Origin of the sequence: Micromonospora sp. NPDC006431, assembly GCF_042870725.1 — a bacterium.
Taxonomy (GTDB): Bacteria; Actinomycetota; Actinomycetes; order Mycobacteriales; family Micromonosporaceae; genus Micromonospora.
This window is the reverse complement of the sequence record NZ_JBIAHQ010000005.1, coordinates 69,608-86,563: the sequence shown is the minus strand read 5'-3', so window position 1 is coordinate 86,563 and position 16,956 is coordinate 69,608. Positions and strand designations below refer to the sequence as shown.

Annotated in this window: 14 protein-coding genes and 2 pseudogenes; 10 read left to right on the top strand and 6 right to left on the bottom strand. The window is 71.9% G+C overall.

The genetic code is table 11. The features are described 5' to 3' along the window. Position 1: 1 nt before the first annotated feature. Entirely contained in the window at positions 2-403 is a 402-nt protein-coding gene (locus ACFYM6_RS11940) for a PspC domain-containing protein (RefSeq protein ID WP_387274720.1), read from the bottom strand. 144 nt (positions 404-547) lie between these two features. Here ACFYM6_RS11940 and ACFYM6_RS11935 point away from each other — a divergent pair, with 144 nt between their 5' ends. The 3 genes from ACFYM6_RS11935 (at position 548) to ACFYM6_RS11925 (ending at position 3,789) form a co-directional block, all read left to right on the top strand. After that, positions 548-1,495, top strand: a complete 948-nt coding sequence (locus ACFYM6_RS11935) for an NUDIX hydrolase (RefSeq protein ID WP_387274718.1) — start codon at positions 548-550, stop codon at positions 1,493-1,495. Between the two features lie 121 nt (positions 1,496-1,616). After that, the gene (locus tag ACFYM6_RS11930; RefSeq protein ID WP_387274716.1) at positions 1,617-2,531 is read left to right on the top strand and encodes an NUDIX hydrolase; all 915 of its coding nucleotides are present in this window, start codon (positions 1,617-1,619) and stop codon (positions 2,529-2,531) included. A gap of 346 nt (positions 2,532-2,877) precedes the next feature. Beyond that, entirely contained in the window at positions 2,878-3,789 is a 912-nt protein-coding gene (locus ACFYM6_RS11925; RefSeq protein ID WP_387274714.1) for a CDP-alcohol phosphatidyltransferase family protein, read from the top strand. Positions 3,790-3,849: 60 nt separating this feature from the next. Here the strand turns inward: ACFYM6_RS11925 and ACFYM6_RS11920 are convergent, their stop codons facing one another. The 3 genes and pseudogenes from ACFYM6_RS11920 to ACFYM6_RS11910 form a co-directional block, all read right to left on the bottom strand. Then, positions 3,850-5,097 carry a phosphatidylserine decarboxylase gene (locus ACFYM6_RS11920; RefSeq protein WP_387274712.1) on the bottom strand — a complete coding sequence of 416 codons (1,248 nt, stop codon included), beginning with the start codon at positions 5,095-5,097 and terminating at the stop codon, positions 3,850-3,852. A 592-nt stretch (positions 5,098-5,689) separates the two neighbouring features. Beyond that, positions 5,690-5,873: pseudogene (locus ACFYM6_RS11915) on the bottom strand (hypothetical protein); the annotation flags it as partial. Next, on the bottom strand, positions 5,870-7,603 hold the full coding sequence (locus tag ACFYM6_RS11910; protein WP_387274710.1) for a PspC domain-containing protein: 1,734 nt from the start codon (positions 7,601-7,603) through the stop codon (positions 5,870-5,872). The gene ACFYM6_RS11910 and the pseudogene ACFYM6_RS11915, both read right to left, overlap by 4 nt. 168 nt (positions 7,604-7,771) lie before the next feature. Between ACFYM6_RS11910 and ACFYM6_RS11905 the strand changes: the two genes are divergently transcribed. Then, complete coding sequence (locus ACFYM6_RS11905; RefSeq protein WP_387275080.1) at positions 7,772-9,025, top strand: PspC domain-containing protein; 1,254 nt, start codon at positions 7,772-7,774, stop codon at positions 9,023-9,025. Between the two features lie 2 nt (positions 9,026-9,027). Then, positions 9,028-9,708 carry a response regulator gene (locus ACFYM6_RS11900; RefSeq protein WP_387274708.1) on the top strand — a complete coding sequence of 227 codons (681 nt, stop codon included), beginning with the start codon at positions 9,028-9,030 and terminating at the stop codon, positions 9,706-9,708. A 78-nt stretch (positions 9,709-9,786) separates the two neighbouring features. Here ACFYM6_RS11900 and ACFYM6_RS11895 read toward each other — a convergent pair whose 3' ends face one another. Then, positions 9,787-10,485, bottom strand: coding sequence for a PIG-L deacetylase family protein (locus tag ACFYM6_RS11895; protein WP_387275079.1), 699 nt, complete (start codon positions 10,483-10,485; stop codon positions 9,787-9,789). Between the two features lie 466 nt (positions 10,486-10,951). On the opposite strand from ACFYM6_RS11895, the gene ACFYM6_RS11890 reads away from it, so the two are divergent. The 5 genes from ACFYM6_RS11890 (at position 10,952) to ACFYM6_RS11870 (ending at position 16,702) form a co-directional block, all read left to right on the top strand. Next, on the top strand, positions 10,952-12,592 hold the full coding sequence (locus ACFYM6_RS11890; protein ID WP_387274706.1) for an ABC transporter substrate-binding protein: 1,641 nt from the start codon (positions 10,952-10,954) through the stop codon (positions 12,590-12,592). Positions 12,593-12,738: 146 nt separating this feature from the next. Then, complete coding sequence (locus tag ACFYM6_RS11885; RefSeq protein WP_357437986.1) at positions 12,739-13,665, top strand: ABC transporter permease; 927 nt, start codon at positions 12,739-12,741, stop codon at positions 13,663-13,665. Further along, entirely contained in the window at positions 13,658-14,638 is a 981-nt protein-coding gene (locus tag ACFYM6_RS11880) for an ABC transporter permease (RefSeq protein WP_387274704.1), read from the top strand. Before ACFYM6_RS11885 ends, ACFYM6_RS11880 begins: the two co-directional genes overlap by 8 nt. A 26-nt stretch (positions 14,639-14,664) precedes the next feature. Further along, the gene (locus tag ACFYM6_RS11875; protein ID WP_073834959.1) at positions 14,665-15,693 is read left to right on the top strand and encodes an ABC transporter ATP-binding protein; all 1,029 of its coding nucleotides are present in this window, start codon (positions 14,665-14,667) and stop codon (positions 15,691-15,693) included. Continuing rightward, a complete protein-coding gene (locus ACFYM6_RS11870) occupies positions 15,686-16,702 on the top strand; it encodes an ABC transporter ATP-binding protein (RefSeq protein ID WP_387274702.1) in 1,017 nt (338 codons plus the stop codon). The genes ACFYM6_RS11875 and ACFYM6_RS11870 overlap by 8 nt, the downstream gene beginning before the upstream one ends. A gap of 23 nt (positions 16,703-16,725) precedes the next feature. Here the strand turns inward: ACFYM6_RS11870 and ACFYM6_RS11865 are convergent. After that, positions 16,726-16,956 (bottom strand): annotated as a pseudogene (locus ACFYM6_RS11865) (hypothetical protein); the annotation flags it as partial.

Genomic DNA, 16,956 nt, shown 5'->3' with positions numbered 1-16,956 from the left:
CTCAGGCCTCCGGCGGCTGAGGAGCGGTCCCGGGCGCCGGCTCCGGCGTGGGTCCGGCCGGCGGGGCGGCCGGAGTAGGCGCGGTCTGCGGCGTCGCCCCCGCGTGGGTGGGGGCGGCGGTCGCCTGCGGCGGGACCGGCGGCCAGCCCGGCGCGGTGCCCGCCGGGTGCGGCCAGGCGGGGGCGCTCGCCGGCTCCTCCGGCATCAGGAACCACATGATCGGGTACGCCAGCGCGGCGAGCCCGCCGGTGAGCAGGGTGGCGACGGCGAAGCCCACCCGGACCAGGGTGGGATCGACGGCGAAGTAGCGGCCGAGTCCGCTGGCGACGCCGGCGACCATCCGGTCGGTGGTGGGACGACGGAGCTGCTTGTACGGGGCGTGAGGGGTGCTCTGGTAGGTCATGGGTCCACGGTCCCGCGCGGTGTGCCGGACGACCTCGGTGACCGCCCGGACTCCTGCCCTGATCGATCCCTGAGGCACCAGAAAAGAGTCAGGAATCTGACTCTTTTCGATGGACGTAACGGCAGCGGGGGAGAATTTTCTCCCGTGACCACCTTGCTGGAGCCGCTCCGCAGGATCGCGGCATACGCAGTTTGTGCTGATTCAGACGACCGAGTGTTGCTGGTCCGCGCATCGGACCGCTCCGGCACCCCCGGCACCTGGTCCCTGCCCGGCGGGGCGGTCGACCACGGTGAGGACCCCAATCACACGGTCGTCCGGGAGACCGCGGCCGAGACCGGGCTCTCGGTCGCCGTCGCCGGCCTCCGGGACGTGATCGCCGACATGCGGGCGCTGCCCGAGCGGGGCATCACCATCCACACCGACCGGCTGCTCTACACCGTCTCGGTGCGCGGCGGGACGCTGACCGAACGGGAGGGTCGGCCGACCGACCTGGCCCGCTGGTTCACCCTCGACGAGGCCCGGGAGCTGCCGCTGCGGTCGTTCACCGCGCGGGCCCTGGGCCTGCCCTCCGCCACCGGGGACATCGTCCCGGAGGAGGTCCCCGAGTTCCCCTCGTTCTACGCGGTCCCCGGGCCGGACGGGCTGCACCGGGCGCAGCGCTTCGCCGCGTACGCCGTGGTGACCGACCCGGAGGAGCGGGTGCTGCTCACCCGGGTCTCCGACGGGTACCCGGGCGCCGGCTGCTGGCACCTGCCCGGCGGCGGCACCGACTACGGGGAGCAGCCGGGCGCCGCGCTGATCCGCGAGCTGGTCGAGGAGACCGGGCAGACCGGCCGGCTGGTCGAGCTCCTCGGCGTCGCCAGCCACCGGGACGCGGCCTCGCTCGGCCCGGAGGGCTACCCGATCGACTGGCACGGCGTACGCGCCTTCTACCGGGTGGTCGTCGACCAACCGGCCCCGCCCACCGTGGCCGACGTCGGCGGCTCCACCTGCGAGGCCCGCTGGTTCCGGCGCGAGGAGTTGGGCGCCCTCCCCACCGACCGCCTCACCGAGGTCACCGCCGAGGCCGTCCAGGCCGCCCAACTCATCTGACCGTCCGCCCCGACTCCGGCCCGCGAGCCCTCGGTGATCATGCGTTGACGGTGCGGTACGCCCATCGCCAGGCCGCTAACCTCATGATCGACGCAGGTGGCGGCGACGGGAGTGGTGCGGGGTGGCGGAACGGCGGCGGATCGGGGCGTACGGGGTGTTGCGGGACGCCGACGGGCGGGTGCTGCTCGTGCGGGGGTCCGCGGCCTGTCCCTACCCGGGGGTGTGGCAGCTGCCCGGGGGTGGGCTGGAGCACGCCGAGCACCCCGCCGACGCGGTGCTGCGGGAGTTCGCCGAGGAGACCGGTCTGGCCGTCGACGTGACCGGGGTGCGGGCCGCGGTCGCCGACGTCGCCACCTTCCGGGACGCCGGTGTCACCGTGCACACCGACCGGCTGGTCTTCGACGTCGAGGCGCGGGGCGGGACGCTTCGCCCGGAGCCGTCCGGGGGCAGCGACGAGCTGGGCTGGTACCCGCCCGCGGAGGCGGCAGCCCTGCCGCTCATGCCGTTCACCGCCGAGCTGCTCGGGCTGCCGGTCACGCCGCTGCCGTCGGAGTTGCCCCGGGCCCTGCCGCTCGGGCAGGCCGCCCCGGCACCCGCCGACCGCCGGCAGCGCTTCGCCGCGTACGGGCTGGTCAGCGACCCGGCCGGGCGGGTCCTGCTCACGATGATCGCCGACGGGTATCCGGGGGCCGGGAAGTGGCACCTGCCCGGTGGCGGCACCGACCACGGCGAGCAGCCGGCGGCCGGGCTGCTCCGCGAGCTGGTGGAGGAGGCCGGCCAGCTCGGCCGGGTGGTCGACCTGCTGGCGGTGGACAGCCTGCACAACCCCGCCGCGCTCGGCCCGGAGGGGCGGCCGATGGACTGGCACAGCGTCCGGGTGATCTACCGGGTACGCGTCGACGCCCCGACCGAGGCGGTCGTCACGGAACTGGCCGGAGGGTCCACCGCGCGCGCCGCCTGGTTCGCTCCGGACCGCGTGGGCGGCCTGCGGATGACGGATGTGGCGGCCCGGGCAACCGGACATCGGGGCAGGTGACACCCGCTCGTCGGCTCGGGGTGGCCGGCCTCCGGTACAGTCGGGGATACTTGGCGAACGAAAACGGGCGATGACGCCCGAGATGGGAAGATCTGAGCGATCCGCGCGGTTAAGGGAGTTATAAGTACCGCCGGCAGCTATCGCCAAGCCCCACTTGCCTGTGCAATGGTGTACTCCGCAAACGGGCTGCCGGACCAGAACGGGTCCGGCACGAGACAGCCGGACACCCGCCCCCCCACGGCGGTTCAGCCGATCCGGTGATGGAGGAAACGTGCCGAGAGCCCCATGGCGCCGGCGTCGTACGAGTGACAGTCCGCGCCCCGCAGGGCGTCGCTGGGCGGGCCGGTTGCGCCGCAGCAGCACGTTCGCCCGCCAGGTGCTGCTGGTCCGGGTGGGCCGCCGGGACGGCGCCGCCGCAAGCGCGACCGACCTGGTCACCCCCGACCACCGCTGGACCGACCGCCAGCGCCGCCGCTACGGCCGGTTCGACCCGGAGGTCGAGGCGGTGCGGCCGGTAAGCCCCGCACTCGCCCCCGCCGCGCCGGTCGACGACTCGCCGGGGATGTCGATCCCGCTCCTGCCGGGTGACCGCTCCGCCGCCCGCCGTGCCAAGTTCGCCCTGGTCAACGCCTGCACGCTGAGCAGCCTGATGCTCGGCATGCTGGCGATCTTCCTGGCCATGCGGGGCGAGGTCCGGGTGGCGTCGCTCTGCCTGATCGCCTGCGTCGCGTTCGACGGCCTGGACGGCGCGCTGGCCCGCAAGCTCGGCGTGGCCAGCCCGTTCGGCGCCCAGATGGACTCGCTGGCCGACATGTGCTCGTTCGGCCTCGCCGCCCCGGTGGTCGTCTACGCCTCGCTGGCCGGCTCGGTCCCGGCCGCGGCCGCCGCGGTCGCCTGCGCCCTGGTCGCGGGGTGCGCCGCCATCCGGCTCGCCCGGTTCAACGTCTCGCCGAAGGACGGCCGGTTCTTCTGCGGCGTGCCGACCACCATGGCGGCGGCCGTGCTGGCCCTGACCGTGGCGATCGGGGTGCCGGTCTCCGGCCTGGTGATGGTCGGCGGGGTGGCCCTGCTCGCCTTCGCCATGGTCTCCAGCTTCCCGTACGCGAAGCTCGCCCGGCTGGTGAAGCTGCCGCCGTGGCTCTGGCTGGCCCCGGTGATCGGCGCGCTGGTCGACATCCGGCTCACCTTCGGCCTCGTGGTGGTGGGCTACCTGGTCAGCGGTCCGGTGCTCTGGCTGCACCAGCGCCGCGCCGCCTGACCCGTATCGACGCGAAAGGGGCGCCGCTCGTCGCGGCGCCCCTTTTCTTCGTATCCGGGATCAGAGCCAGCGGGCGATCACGGTGGCGCCGCCGACCACCTTGTCGCCCGGGCCGACCAGCGGCTCGGCCGCGTCCGCCGGCAGGTAGACGTCGGTCCGCGAGCCGAACCGGATCAGGCCGAAGCGCTCGCCCTTCGCCAGCAGCGCGCCGACCGGTGCCCGCTGCACGATCCGCCGGGCGATCAGGCCGGTACGCTGCGCCACCACCACGGTGCCGTGCTCGGTGTCCAGCACCGTGTACGCCGCCACGTTGTGCTCGGCGTCCGGCTTCATCGCGTTGACGAACCCGCCGTCCGCGACGAAGTAGTCGATCACCTTGCCGGCCACCGGCGACCGGTTGACGTGCACGTCCAGCACGGACAGGAAGACCGCGACGCGCAGCCACTCGCCGTCACCGAAGCGCTCGTCGTGCAGCCGCTGCACCGAGAGCACCTGGCCGTCCGCCGCGGCGACCACGGCCGACGGGTCCTCCGGAACGTCCCGCTCCGGGTCTCGGAAGAACGCGGCCACCGGGACGGCGGCCAGCGCCGGCAGCAGCCAGAGCTTCGACTTCGGCCGGGCCACCCGGGCCAGCGCGGCCAGGCCGAGGCTGATGCCGGCCGCCGCCACGCCATTGGAGTCGATGTGCATGGTCCGGGTCAGCGGCACGCTCGACGGCCGGTACGCCGGCGACAGCTTGGCGGCCAGCGCGGCGGTCGAGGGGGTGAAGCGGAGGTGGTGCACGCGTACCGGCGGGGAGTTGCGCAGCACCAGGTCGACGCGGACCCCGTGCAGCACACCCTGCCGGTCCAGCTCGGCCCCGGCGCCCTCGGTACGGAAGACCGGCGCGGCCACGCTCAGCACCCCGCCCTCGGTCAGGTACTTCGACAGCCCGTCGACGGCCACCCGGGTCTCGTCGGCGCTGCCGGTGAACGGTTCGGCGGCGATGACCACCTCGGCGGCGTCCGCCTCGGCGAGGGTGTCGGCCACCCGTACCCGGTCGGCGACCCAGCGGCCCTGGGCCGTCACGTGCTCGCGGAGCGCGGCGGCGGAGAAGTCATCCGCCGGCACCACGGTGAGCCGGTCGCCGGGGAGCAGCGCCTCGATCGCCGCCGCCAGCACCGCGGACTCCGGGGTCGCGCCGACCAGCAGGCCGGCCTTCGGGTCGTTGCGCCGGGCGAGTTCGCTGACGAGGGTACGGGCGGCACGCTCGCCGATGCCGACCGCACCGAACGGACCGGGGGTGCGTACGGCGGGGGACTGGGTCATGTCGGACGGGCTCCTGACGACGAGGTAGCGACGGACGGCGGCGGGACCACCACGGTGACCTGGCCGGTCGGGACGGGCCCGACGGCCGGAGGCACCGGCCGCGGCCGGTGCGGTCACGCGGTGGGCCGGCCGGCGGAGGCGAGATCTCCACCAGCCAGCATAGGCGGCAGCGTCGCCGCCCTGCACCGTCGTGGTCAGCTCGGCGGCCGCTCCGACCGGTCGGCCGTAGCCCCGTCGGCGCCCGGACCGGCCGCGGCACCGCGCCCGCCTGGCTGCTCCGGACCGTCCACCGCGGGCAGTTCGCGGGTCACCGGCGCGCTCTCGCCGGGACCTCCCTCGGCCGCCGGCTCGACGGCGGGCAGCTCGCGGGTGGCGAGATGGCCGGGGTGGCCCGGGGGGGTGGGCAACAACCAGTGCGGCTCGTCGCCGGCGGGCCGGTCCTCTCGCGCCTGGACCGGCCAGTCGGCCACCGCAGCGGTGGCCCACTCGTCGGCCTCGGGGGCGGTGGGCATTCCGTCGGTCGGGGCGGTATCCACATAGGACGTATCGACCGTCGCTTCAGGTCGTTGGTGGACCGGTTCGCTGTCGGCGTGCCGCCCGGAGCGTAGCGCGCCGACCAGGCCGAGCAGCCCGATCAGGAGGAGCCCGCCCGCCAGGAACCAGCCCACCGGGGGCAGGGCCAGCCCGAGGATCCGGGCGAGCAGCCACCAGACGGAGAGGCCGAGGAAGACCAGCCCGAAGGCGAACGACACGACGTCGGTGCGGTGGGCCTTCACCGGGTCACCTCCAGGTCTCCGGCGTTCACGTGGACGAGCAGGCGCAGGGTGCCCCCGCCGCGGCCGTCGGGCCCGAGGTCGGTGGTCTCCCACTGGCGGCCGTTGACCCCGCCGGTCCGCCGACCGAAGACGGTGGCGTCACCGGCGTTCACGTCGGCCACCGTGGTGACGTCCACGTTCGGCGGTACGACCACCGTCGCCTTGCCGAAGTTGACCTCCACGGTGACCTGGGTGTCCTTCTTGTCGAAGTCCACCGCCCGCAGGTCGAGCACCGCGTCGCCGAAGTTGTTCTCGTAGCGGTCCGCCAGGTCGCGGTAGCTGGGCGGGGCCCAGGTGACGTTGCCGTCGATGCCGCGGATCCGGTCGTAGGAGTCGGCGACGGTGGCGATACCGAGCGCCGCCGCGGTCACCAGGCCGAGCGCGATCAGCCAGCGGGCCCGCCCGAACCAGGTGCCCACCAGCAGCCCGATCCCGATGGTGGCGAGCGCCGCGGCGAAGTAGCCGGCCGCACCGACGGCGAAGACGTCGAGCAGGTCGAGCACGGTCACCACGCCCAGCGCCAGGAAGATCAGTGAGAAGGTGACCGCGCCGAGCGCGGAGCGCTCCTTCGGCCGCTTCGGTGGCCGTGCCGGCTGTGCGGGGGCCGGCGGCACCGGCGGGTACGCCTGGGCGTACGGGCCGTGCGGCGCGAACGGCGGCCGGTAGCCGCCCGGCGGCAACGGCGCGCCCACCGGTGCCGGCACGGAGACCGGCTGCCCGAGCGGGGCACCCGTCGTCGGCGCCCCCGGCCAGGCCGGCTGCGCGGCGGTGCGCTCGGGGTCGGACCAGGCCGGGGCCTCCGGGGCGGGCCCGGCGGCGGGAGCCGGCGGGGTGGCGCCGACCGGCTCGTCACCGGTCCGAGCCGGTACGGCCGCCGACCAGGCCGGCGACGCGGTGGTGGCCGCCCAGCCACCCGGGTTCGCCGGGGCGCTCGCCGGCCAGCCGGGCGCGCCGGTCGTCGGCGCCGCGGCCGGGCCGGCGGTGGCGGAGCCGGACCAGGCCGGGGCGGGCGTACCGGCCGGCGGGGTGGCGCCGGGCGCGGGCCAGGCCGGCGGGCCGGGCGCGGCGGTGGCCGGCTGCCGGCCCAGCGGGTTGCGCTGGTCCCGGTTGAGCAGCAGCGCACCGCCGATGAGGATCACCGCGCCGAGCAGGATCGCCCGGTAAGCGTTGGTGACGACGTAGCCGAAGCCGACCGCGACCACGATGCTGAGCACGATCACGGTGATCGGGGACATGCTCGACCGGCCCCGGCCGAGCATCGACTCGACCGGCGAGGCGGTGTCTCCCTCGCCGGGGATGATCAGCCACGCGGTGACGTAGACCAGGATGCCGATGCCGCCGAAGAAGCCCAGCACGGCGAGCAGCACCCGCCACAGCACCGGGTCGGTGTTGGTGGCCCGGCCGATGGCGGCGCAGACGCCGGCCAGGTAGCGGCCGTCCCGCGGGCGGACCAGCCCGTACCGGGAGGTGAAGCCGGCGGTGCCGGGCGGTGGGGCGTACCCCGGGGGTGGCGCGTCGGCGAACGGCGCGGAACCCGCGGTCGACGCGCCCGGCGGCGGGCCGGTGGATCCGGCCGGCGGCGGCGTCGGGGCATCGGCGGGGGTGGCCGCCGGCCCCGGCGGCGGGGGTGGCGGTGGCCCGTCCAACGGTGCCGCCCCGGGCCGGGGCGGACGGGCAGGGTCGTCGGTCATGCCTTCGATCCTGCTGCCCCGGTCGCCCGAGCGTCCTCCGGACCCGACCCTGACCCCACCCTGAGATCCTCGGCCCCCGAATGTCGGGGGCGTCCCCGTGGTCGGGGGCCGTCCAGCCGTGTGACGATCGGACCGGCACCGCCTCCGTCCCCGACCTGGGAGCCTCCGATCAGCACCACCACGACCCCGCCCCCACCGCGGCTCTACCGGGCCACCGAGCACCGGTTGGCCGCGGGGGTGGCCGCCGGCATCGCCGAACACCTCGGCGTCTCCGTGCTCCGCGTCCGGATCGCCTTCATGGTGCTGCTCGGGCTGAACGGCCTCGGACTGCTCCTCTACGCCGCCTTCTGGGCGGTGGTGCCACTGCGCCCCGGCGACACCGCCGTCCCGCCCCGCCGCGACCTCGCCCAGCTCCTGCCGTTCGTGGCGATCGGGCTCGGCGTGCTGATGGTCCAGATGATGGCCTTCCACTCCGTCGGCGCGGCCGGCACCGCCGGCTGGCTGGTCGCGATCATCGCGGTGGGTGCCGGCGTGATCTGGCACCAGTCCGCGCCGGAGCGCCGCCGGCAGGGGGGCGGGTCGATGCCGGTGCCCTGGCTGGGCGCGGTGGTGGAGGAGAGCGACCGGCGGGCATTCGTGCTCCGCTTCGTCGGCGGCGGGGTGCTCGTCGCGGTCGGCATCATCGGCGTGGCGGCGGTCTATTCGCCGGTGCAGAACTTCGACGCCGTGCTCAACGGCGTGATCTTCGCGCTGGTCGGGCTGGCCGGCGTGGGCGTGGTGGCCGGCCCGGTTCTCTGGCGTACCTGGAACCAACTCCGCTCCGAGCGGGAGGGGCGCATCCGGGAGCAGGAACGGGCCGAGCTGGCCGCGATGGTGCACGACCAGGTGCTGCACACCCTGGCCCTCATCCAGCGCAACGCCAGCGACGTCAAGACCGTGCAGCGGCTGGCCCGGGGCCAGGAGCGGTCGTTGCGGAACTGGCTCTACAAGCCGACCGCCTCGCCGACCGAGCGCTTCGCCGCTGCCCTGGAGCAGGCCGCCGCCGAGGTGGAGGACACCTTCGCCATCACGGTCGAGGTCGTGGTGGTGGGCGACCGGGAGACCGACGAGCGGGTGGGCGCGCTGGTCGCCGCCACCCGGGAGGCGCTGGTCAACGCGGCCCGGCACGCCGAGGTACGCACGGTGTCGCTCTACGCCGAGGTGGAGCCGGACCAGGTCAGCGCCTTCGTTCGGGACCGGGGCAAGGGCTTCGACCCGGATACGGTGGAGGATCACCGGCACGGCGTCCGGGGTTCGATCATCGGGCGGATGAAGCGGCACGGGGGCCGGGCGGAGATCCGCTCCGCGCCCGGGGAAGGCACCGAGGTCCGGCTGATCCTGCCGATCAGCGGCTCGCACGGCACGACGGAAAGGGACAGGTGACCATGGCCGAGCATGAACCGGTCGAGGAGGCGCAGCCCCGCGACGGGCGGCTGCGGGTGTTCCTCGTCGACGACCACGCCATGTTCCGGGCGGGCGTACGCGCCGAGCTCGGCGCCCGCGTCGAGGTGGTGGGTGAGGCCAGCACGGTGGCCGAGGCGGTCAGCCGGATCGCCGCCAGCCAGCCCGACGTGGTGCTGCTCGACGTGCACATGCCCGACGGTGGCGGCCGGGCGGTGCTGGACGCGATGCGGCGTACCCACCCGCAGGTGCGGTTCCTGGCGTTGAGTGTGTCCGATGCGGCGGAGGACGTGATCGGGCTGATCCGGGCGGGCGCCCGGGGCTACGTCACGAAGACCATCTCGCCGGAGGAGCTGACCGACGCGATCCGCCGGGTGGCCGACGGCGATGCCGTGTTCAGCCCGCGGCTGGCCGGGTTCGTGCTGGACGCGTTCGCGGCCCGGCCGGACGCGCCGGTCGCCGACCCGGAGCTGGACCAGCTCACCAATCGCGAACGTGAGGTGCTCCGGCTGCTGGCCCGGGGGTACGCGTACAAGGAGATCGCCCGGGAGCTGTACATCTCGATCAAGACGGTCGAGACGCACGTCTCCAACGTGCTGCGCAAGCTGCAGATGTCCAACCGGTACGAGCTGTCCCGCTGGGCGGCCGACCGCCGCCTGGTCTGACCGCCCCGACCGGCCGGCCCCGGTGCCCTCGTGGCGCCGGGGCCGCGCGCTGTCCGGGCTGCCGACGACCGGTTCAGATCACTCGGTGCGCAGCACGGTGAACGCCTCGGCCAGCCGGCCGGCGGGCAGTCCGGCGTCGCCGGCGATCATGCCGAGCAGGTCGTGCACCCAGGCCGCCACGTCCAGGTGCGCGGTCTGCGAGCGGTGCGCCCGCATCGCGGCGATCTTCCGGTCCACCCGGTCGGTGACGTCGACGGCGTGGTCCGGTGCCGGCCCGCCCGCGTACCAGATCTCCCGGACCACCCACGGCTCCAGGCCCGCGTCGATCAGCTCGGGAAAGGCGAAGCGGTTGCGGGCGTCGGGGTAGACGGCGCAGGTGGTGGCCTCGCCGACGGCCAGGTGGTCGGGGTGACTCGGGCCGGTGAGGTGCTCCCAGCGGCGCAGCGGGGAGCTGGTCAGCACCCGGTCCGGGCGGAACCGGCGGATCCCGGCGGCGATGTCGCGGCGTAGCTCCGGGCTGGAGGAGAGGATGCCGTCGGGGTGGCCGTCGAGGAAGTCGACCCGGTGTACGCCGACCGCAGCGGCCGCCGCCCGCTGCTCCGACTCGCGTCGGGCGGGCAGCTCCGCGCGCGGGGTGTCGTCGAAGCCGCCGGAGTTTCCCCGGGTGACGATGAGGTACGCCACTTCGATACCCTCATCCACCCAGCCGGCGATGGTGCCCGCACAGCCGAAGTCGACATCATCCGGATGGGCAAAAACTGCCAGCGCCCGGCGCACGTCGGGAAATACCGAAGCGGAGGCAGGAAAGCTCACAGTCGTCGAGACTACGCGTCGTCCTTCGACCGTTGTGGCCAAATTTTGCCTGTTCAGACCGGTACAGTTCGTCGATTTCATGATCTTTTCTCAAGTATCGGCAACGCGGCAGCCAACTAACGTCTTGATAACGGCACCTTCACGGAAGCGGCCGGTGAGTGTCACAGTTGCAGCACCTCACCCCTGGGCGTGAGGCAACTCGTCGGGCCCGCCGACCACGTGACGCCGCCTCTGTGTGGCGGCAGGTGGCCGTCGACCCTGCGCGGTGTCCTCGGGGGTGCGGTGCCCGGCGGATCGGTACCCCTGGGGTGTCCCGATTTCCTCTGCGGTAAGCCGGCGGCCCGTGGTTCGGGTCGGCGGTTGGTGCCACCCCCCAAGACGTGCGTGAAACCCACGACGGAACCAGGTTAGAAAGAGGAGGCCCCTCGGAATGAGAGTCTCGAAGCGGGCGAGCGGCGCGCTCGCGGTGGGCGCGGCTTTCGCGCTCGTCGCGTCCGGCTGCTCGAGCGGGAACGACAACGGTGGCGACGCCAGCGCCAGCAAGGACGGCGCCATCGTCATCGACGGCACCCAGCCGGAGAACCCCCTGGTTCCGGCGAACACCACCGAGACCGGCGGCGGCAAGATCATCGACTGGATGTGGACCGGTCTGGTCGAGTACCCCAACAACGGTGGGGCCCCGCAGAACGCCCTTGCCGAGTCGATCGAGACGAGCGACTCCAAGGTCTTCAAGATCAAGATCAAGCAGAACACCAAGTTCCACGACGGCACCACCGTCAAGGCCGAGAGCTTCGTCAAGGCCTGGAACTGGGCGGCGTACGCCCCGAACGGCGCGCAGAACGCCAGCTTCTTCGCCGACATCCAGGGCTTCTCTGACCTGAACCCCGAGGACCCGGACGGCGACGGCCCGAAGAAGGCCCCGACCCCGACGGTCAAGGAGATGTCCGGCCTCAAGGTCGTCGACGACTGGAACTTCGAGGTCACGCTCTCCGCGCCGACCGCGGTGTTCCCGACCAAGCTGGGCTACAGCGCCTTCATGCCGCTCCCGGACGCCTTCTTCAACATGAAGCCGGAAGAGTTCGGCAAGAAGCCGATCGGTAATGGCCCGGTCAGCCTCGTCTCGTGGCAGGACGACGTCGAGATCAAGCTCACCCGCTTCGACGACTACAGCCTGCGCGACAAGATGAAGATCAAGGACGTCACCGTCAAGATCTACCAGGACGACACGGCGGCGTACGCCGACCTGGTCTCGGGCAACCTGGACTTCCAGCAGCAGGTCCCGGTCTCGTCGCTGGCCGGTGACAAGTGGAAGACCGACCTGGGCGAGCGGGCCATCGCTTCCACCACCCCGTCGACGGGCATCATCGCCTTCCCGATCTACGACAAGCGCTTCCAGAACCCGAAGCTGCGCAAGGCGATCTCGCTGTCGATCAACCGGCAGGAGATCACCGACAAGATCTTCTTCGGTAACCGCAAGCCGGCCGACAGCTGGGCCAACCCGCTGACCCCGGGCGCCGAGCCGGGCAACTGCACCGCCTGCAAGTTCGACGCGACGCAGGCCAAGCAGCTCCTCACCGAGGCCGGTGGCTTCACCGGGCAGCTGAAGATGTACTACAACGCCGACGCCAGCCACAAGGAGTGGATGGAGGCCGTCGCCCAGCAGGTCAAGACCAACCTGGGTATCGACGCCGTCGCCGTCGGTGTGCCGACCTTCGCGGTCTTCCGGGCGAACATCAACGCCCACAAGATGGACGGTGCCTACCGGGCCGGTTGGCAGCAGGACTACCCGGACGTGGAGAACTGGATCAACCCGCTCTACGTGAAGGGTGGCTCCTCGAACGACGGTCTGTACAGCAACGACCAGGTGAACGCCCTCGCCAAGGAGGCCTCCGCGGCCCCCAGCCTCGAGGAGTCGCACAAGAAGTTCGCTGAGGCCGTCAAGCTCGTCGACCAGGACGTCCCGTCCATGCCGATCTACTTCGGTGGCCAGCAGTCCGGCCACTCCGAGAAGATCAAGAAGATGGAGCTGACCAACGTCGGTGAGCTCGACATCACCTCGGTCGAGATCTGATCCGAACGGTCTGACCCCGGGTCGGGCTCGCCTACCGGTGAGCCCGACCCGGGGCCGTTCCGCGAGGGGTGTACAACAAACCCCTCGCACGTTGTCGCCACCCGTGTCGGCCGATCCGACGCGCGCCTTGTCTGGAGGACCACCCCATGGGCCGTTATCTCTTGAGACGGCTGCTGCAACTCGTGCCGGTGTTCATCGGCACGACATTCCTGATCTACTGGCTCGTCTGGTCGGTACCCGGCGACCCGTTCGCCGGCAAGTGCGGCGACCGGGGCTGCCCGGAGAACTTCCGAGCGGTCATGACCGCGAAGTACCACCTCGACGACTCGATCTGGTTGCAGTACGCCAGCTACATGAAGAACCTGTTCCAGGGTGACTTCGGCATCACCTTCGGCGGCCGGGAAATCAGCGACATCATCCTGACGTCATACCCCAACACGCTGAAGCTGGCGGTGGTGGCGCTGGCCATCGAGGCCGTCATCGGCCTCGGCGCGGGCGTGCTGACCGGTCTCCGGCGCAACGGGTTCCTGGACAACCTGGTCCTGGTCTCCACCCTCTTCCTGATCGCCCTGCCGGTCTTCGTCATCGGCTTCGTGCTCCAGTGGCTCCTGGGCGTCAACTGGCACATCGTCCACCCCACCGTCTCCAGCGAGATGCGGATCACCGAGTTGCTCCTGCCAGGCTTCGTCCTGGGCAGCGCCTCGACGGCGTACGTCGCCCGGGTGGCGCGCACCAGCATCGCCGAGAACCGGCGTGCCGACTACGTCCGGACCGCGATCGCCAAGGGCCTGCCCATGCGCCGGGTGGTCGGCGTGCACCTGCTGCGCAACTCGCTCATCCCGGTCGTCACCCTGCTCGGCACCGACCTCGGCGCCCTGATGGGTGGCGCCATCATCACCGAGGGCATCTTCGGCATCAACGGCATCGGCCGTCAGGTGCTGCGCGCCATCGTCACCAAGGAGAGCGCTACCGTTGTCGGCATCGTGGTGGTGCTGGTCGTCGTGTATCTGGTGATGAACCTGTTGGTGGACCTGCTCTACGCCGCCCTGGACCCGAGGATTCGCTATGAGTGACCCGAGCGCCGCATCGCTTGTCAGCACCCCCCGCCCCGAGCAGCCGTCCGAGGCCAGCGCCCCGGCCAACGCCGGGCTCCCGGAGAGCGCGCAGAAGCAGCAGAAGCCGCGCGGTCTGCTCGGTGACGCCTGGATCGACCTGCGCCGCAAGCCGCTGTTCTGGATCTCCGCCACGCTCATCGTGATCTTCGTGCTGATGGCGGCCTTCCCGTCGCTGTTCACCTCCGGCGACGCGGTGAACGGCGCGCTGTCCCGCAGCCAGGTGAAGCCCTCGGCCGACGCCTGGTTCGGCTACGACGTGCAGGGCCGGGACGTCTTCGCCCGGACCATCTACGGCGCCCGCGCCTCGATCATGGTGGCGCTGCTCTCCGTGATCGGCACCCTGCTGATCGGCGGCACCATGGGCATCATCGCCGGCTACCGCGGCGGCTGGGTGGACGCGTTGCTCTCCCGGATCGCGGACATCTTCTTCGGCCTGCCGTTCGTGCTCGGCTCGATCGTCATCCTGACCACCTTCAACGGCTCGGGCTCGGACAACAACGAGTGGACGATCATGGGTCTGGTCATCATGTCGCTGACCGTGTTGAGCTGGCCGGTCGTGATGCGGCTGATGCGCTCCTCGGTGCTGGCCACCAAGGAGGCCGACTACATCGTCGCGGCCCGGGCGCTGGGCGCCGGTACCGGCCGGATCATCCTCAAGCACCTGCTGCCGAACTGCCTCGCCCCGCTGCTGGTGTACGGGACGATCATGGTCGGCTCTTTCATCGGCGCCGAGGCCACCCTGTCCTTCCTGGGCATCGGCCTGAAGACGCCCGTCGTGTCCTGGGGCATCATGATCAGCGAGGCGCAGAACTACCTCCGGGTCTCGCCGTACCTGCTGTTCTTCCCCGCCGCGTTCCTCGTCACCGCCGTGCTGAGCTTCGTCATGCTCGGCGAGGCGGTCCGCGAGGCCCTCGACCCGAAGCTCCGATAGGGGAGATTCAGTTGTCCGACATTCTCGTGTCCGAGCAGTCCGCGCCGGGCGCCGACGGATCCGGCCGCCCCTCGGGCCGCCTGCTCGAGGTTGACGACCTGCGGGTCGAGTTCCGCACGCGGGACGGCGTCGCCAAGGTCATCAACGGGGTGACGTACCACGTCGACGCGGGGGAGACCCTCGCCGTGCTCGGCGAGTCCGGCTCCGGCAAGAGCGTCACCGCGCAGACCATCATGGGCATCCTCGACACTCCGCCCGGCTTCGTCACCGGTGGCCAGGTCCGTTTCCACGGCAAGGACATGCTCAAGATGTCCGCCGAGCAGCGGCGCCGCATCCGCGGCGAGGGCATTGCGATGATCTTCCAGGACTCGCTCTCCGCCCTCAACCCGGTTTTCACCGTCGGGTTCCAGATCGCCGAGCAGTTCCGCGTCCGGCGTGGCATGAGCCGCTCGGACGCCAAGAAGCGCGCGATCGAGATGCTCGACCAGGTGAAGATCCCGAACGCCAAGGGCCGGTTCAGCAACTACCCGCACCAGTTCTCCGGCGGCATGCGGCAACGCGCCATGATCGCGATGTCGCTGGCGCTGGACCCGGAGGTGCTGATCGCCGACGAGCCGACCACCGCGCTGGACGTGACCGTGCAGGCCCAGATCATGGACCTGCTCGGCGAGCTCCAGCGGGAGCGGCAGATGGGCATGATCCTGATCACCCACGACCTCGGCGTGGTCGCCGACGTCGCGGACCGGATCGCGGTGATGTACGCCGGCCGGATCGTCGAGGAAGCCAACGTGTACGACCTGTACGCCAAGCCGGCGCACCCGTACACCCTCGGCCTGCTCAACTCGATCCCCCGGCTGGACGAGAAGGGGCAGGAGCTCCGCACCATCAAGGGCCTCCCGCCGAACCTGATGAACATCCCGTCGGGCTGCCCGTTCAACCCGCGCTGCCCCATGGCGCAGCCGGTGTGCCGGGAGAAGTTGCCCCCGCTGCTGCAGATCGGCAGCGGCCGGGCCAGCGCCTGCCACTTCGCCGAGGAGCTCGTGAACCGTGACTGAGAACATCATCGAGGTCCGTGACCTGGTCAAGCACTACCCCGTGACCCGGGGCATCGTGTTCAAGAAGACCATCGGTCAGGTCAAGGCGGTCGACGGCGTCTCGTTCGAGCTGAAGGCCGGCGAGACCCTCGGCGTGGTGGGCGAGTCCGGCTGCGGCAAGTCGACGCTCGCCCGGGTCCTGATGAACCTGGAGCGGCCGACCAGCGGCCAGGTGCTCTACAAGGGGCAGGACATCTCCAAGCTGTCCGGTGGCGCGCTGCGGCGCCTGCGCCGGCAGATCCAGCTGGTGATGCAGGACCCGTACACCTCGCTGAACCCGCGGATGACGGTCGGTGACCTGATCGGCGAGCCGTTCGAGATCCACCCCGAGGTGGCCCCGCGCGGCAGCCGCCGGGCCAAGGTCAAGGAGTTGCTCGACCTGGTCGGCCTGAACCCGGAGCACATCAACCGGTACCCGCACCAGTTCTCCGGCGGTCAGCGGCAGCGCATCGGCATCGCCCGGGCGCTCGCCCTGCGGCCCGAGGTCATCGTCTGCGACGAGCCGGTGTCGGCCCTGGACGTGTCGATCCAGGCGCAGGTGATGAACCTGCTGGAGAAGCTCCAGGCCGAGTTCGGTCTGTCGTACGTCTTCATCGCCCACGACCTGTCGGTCGTGCGTCACCTCTCCGACCGGGTCGCCGTGATGTACCTGGGCAAGATGGTGGAGATCGGCACCGAGGACGAGATTTACGAGCGGCCGACCCACCCGTACACCCAGGCGCTGCTGTCGGCGGTGCCGGTGCCGGACCCGACGCTGCGGGACAACAAGGCGATCATCCGGCTCACCGGTGACGTCCCCTCGCCGATCAGCCCGCCCTCGGGCTGCCGGTTCCGCACCCGGTGCTGGAAGGCGCAGGACCTATGCGCCCAGGAGGTGCCGCTGCTCCAGATCCGCCCGGGCTCGGACCACCCGAGCGCCTGCCACTTCGCCGAGCGGCGGGAGATCGTGCCCGCCCACGAGGTGGCCTGATCGATCCGGACCGCCTGCCGGCGTCAGCTCGACGCCGGCAGGCGGTTCGTCATGTCCGGCGACTCCAGCTCGGCTGGCGGCCATAATTCGGCCTCCGTGCCGCTGGGCGGCGCTCCGGACCGAATGAAGGCCGGGCGGCCATACAATTCGGCCTCCGTGCCGCTGGGCGGCGCTCCGGACCGAATGAAGGCCGGGCGGCCATACAATTCGGCCTCCGTGCCGCTGGGCGGCGCTCCGGACCGAATGAAGGCCGG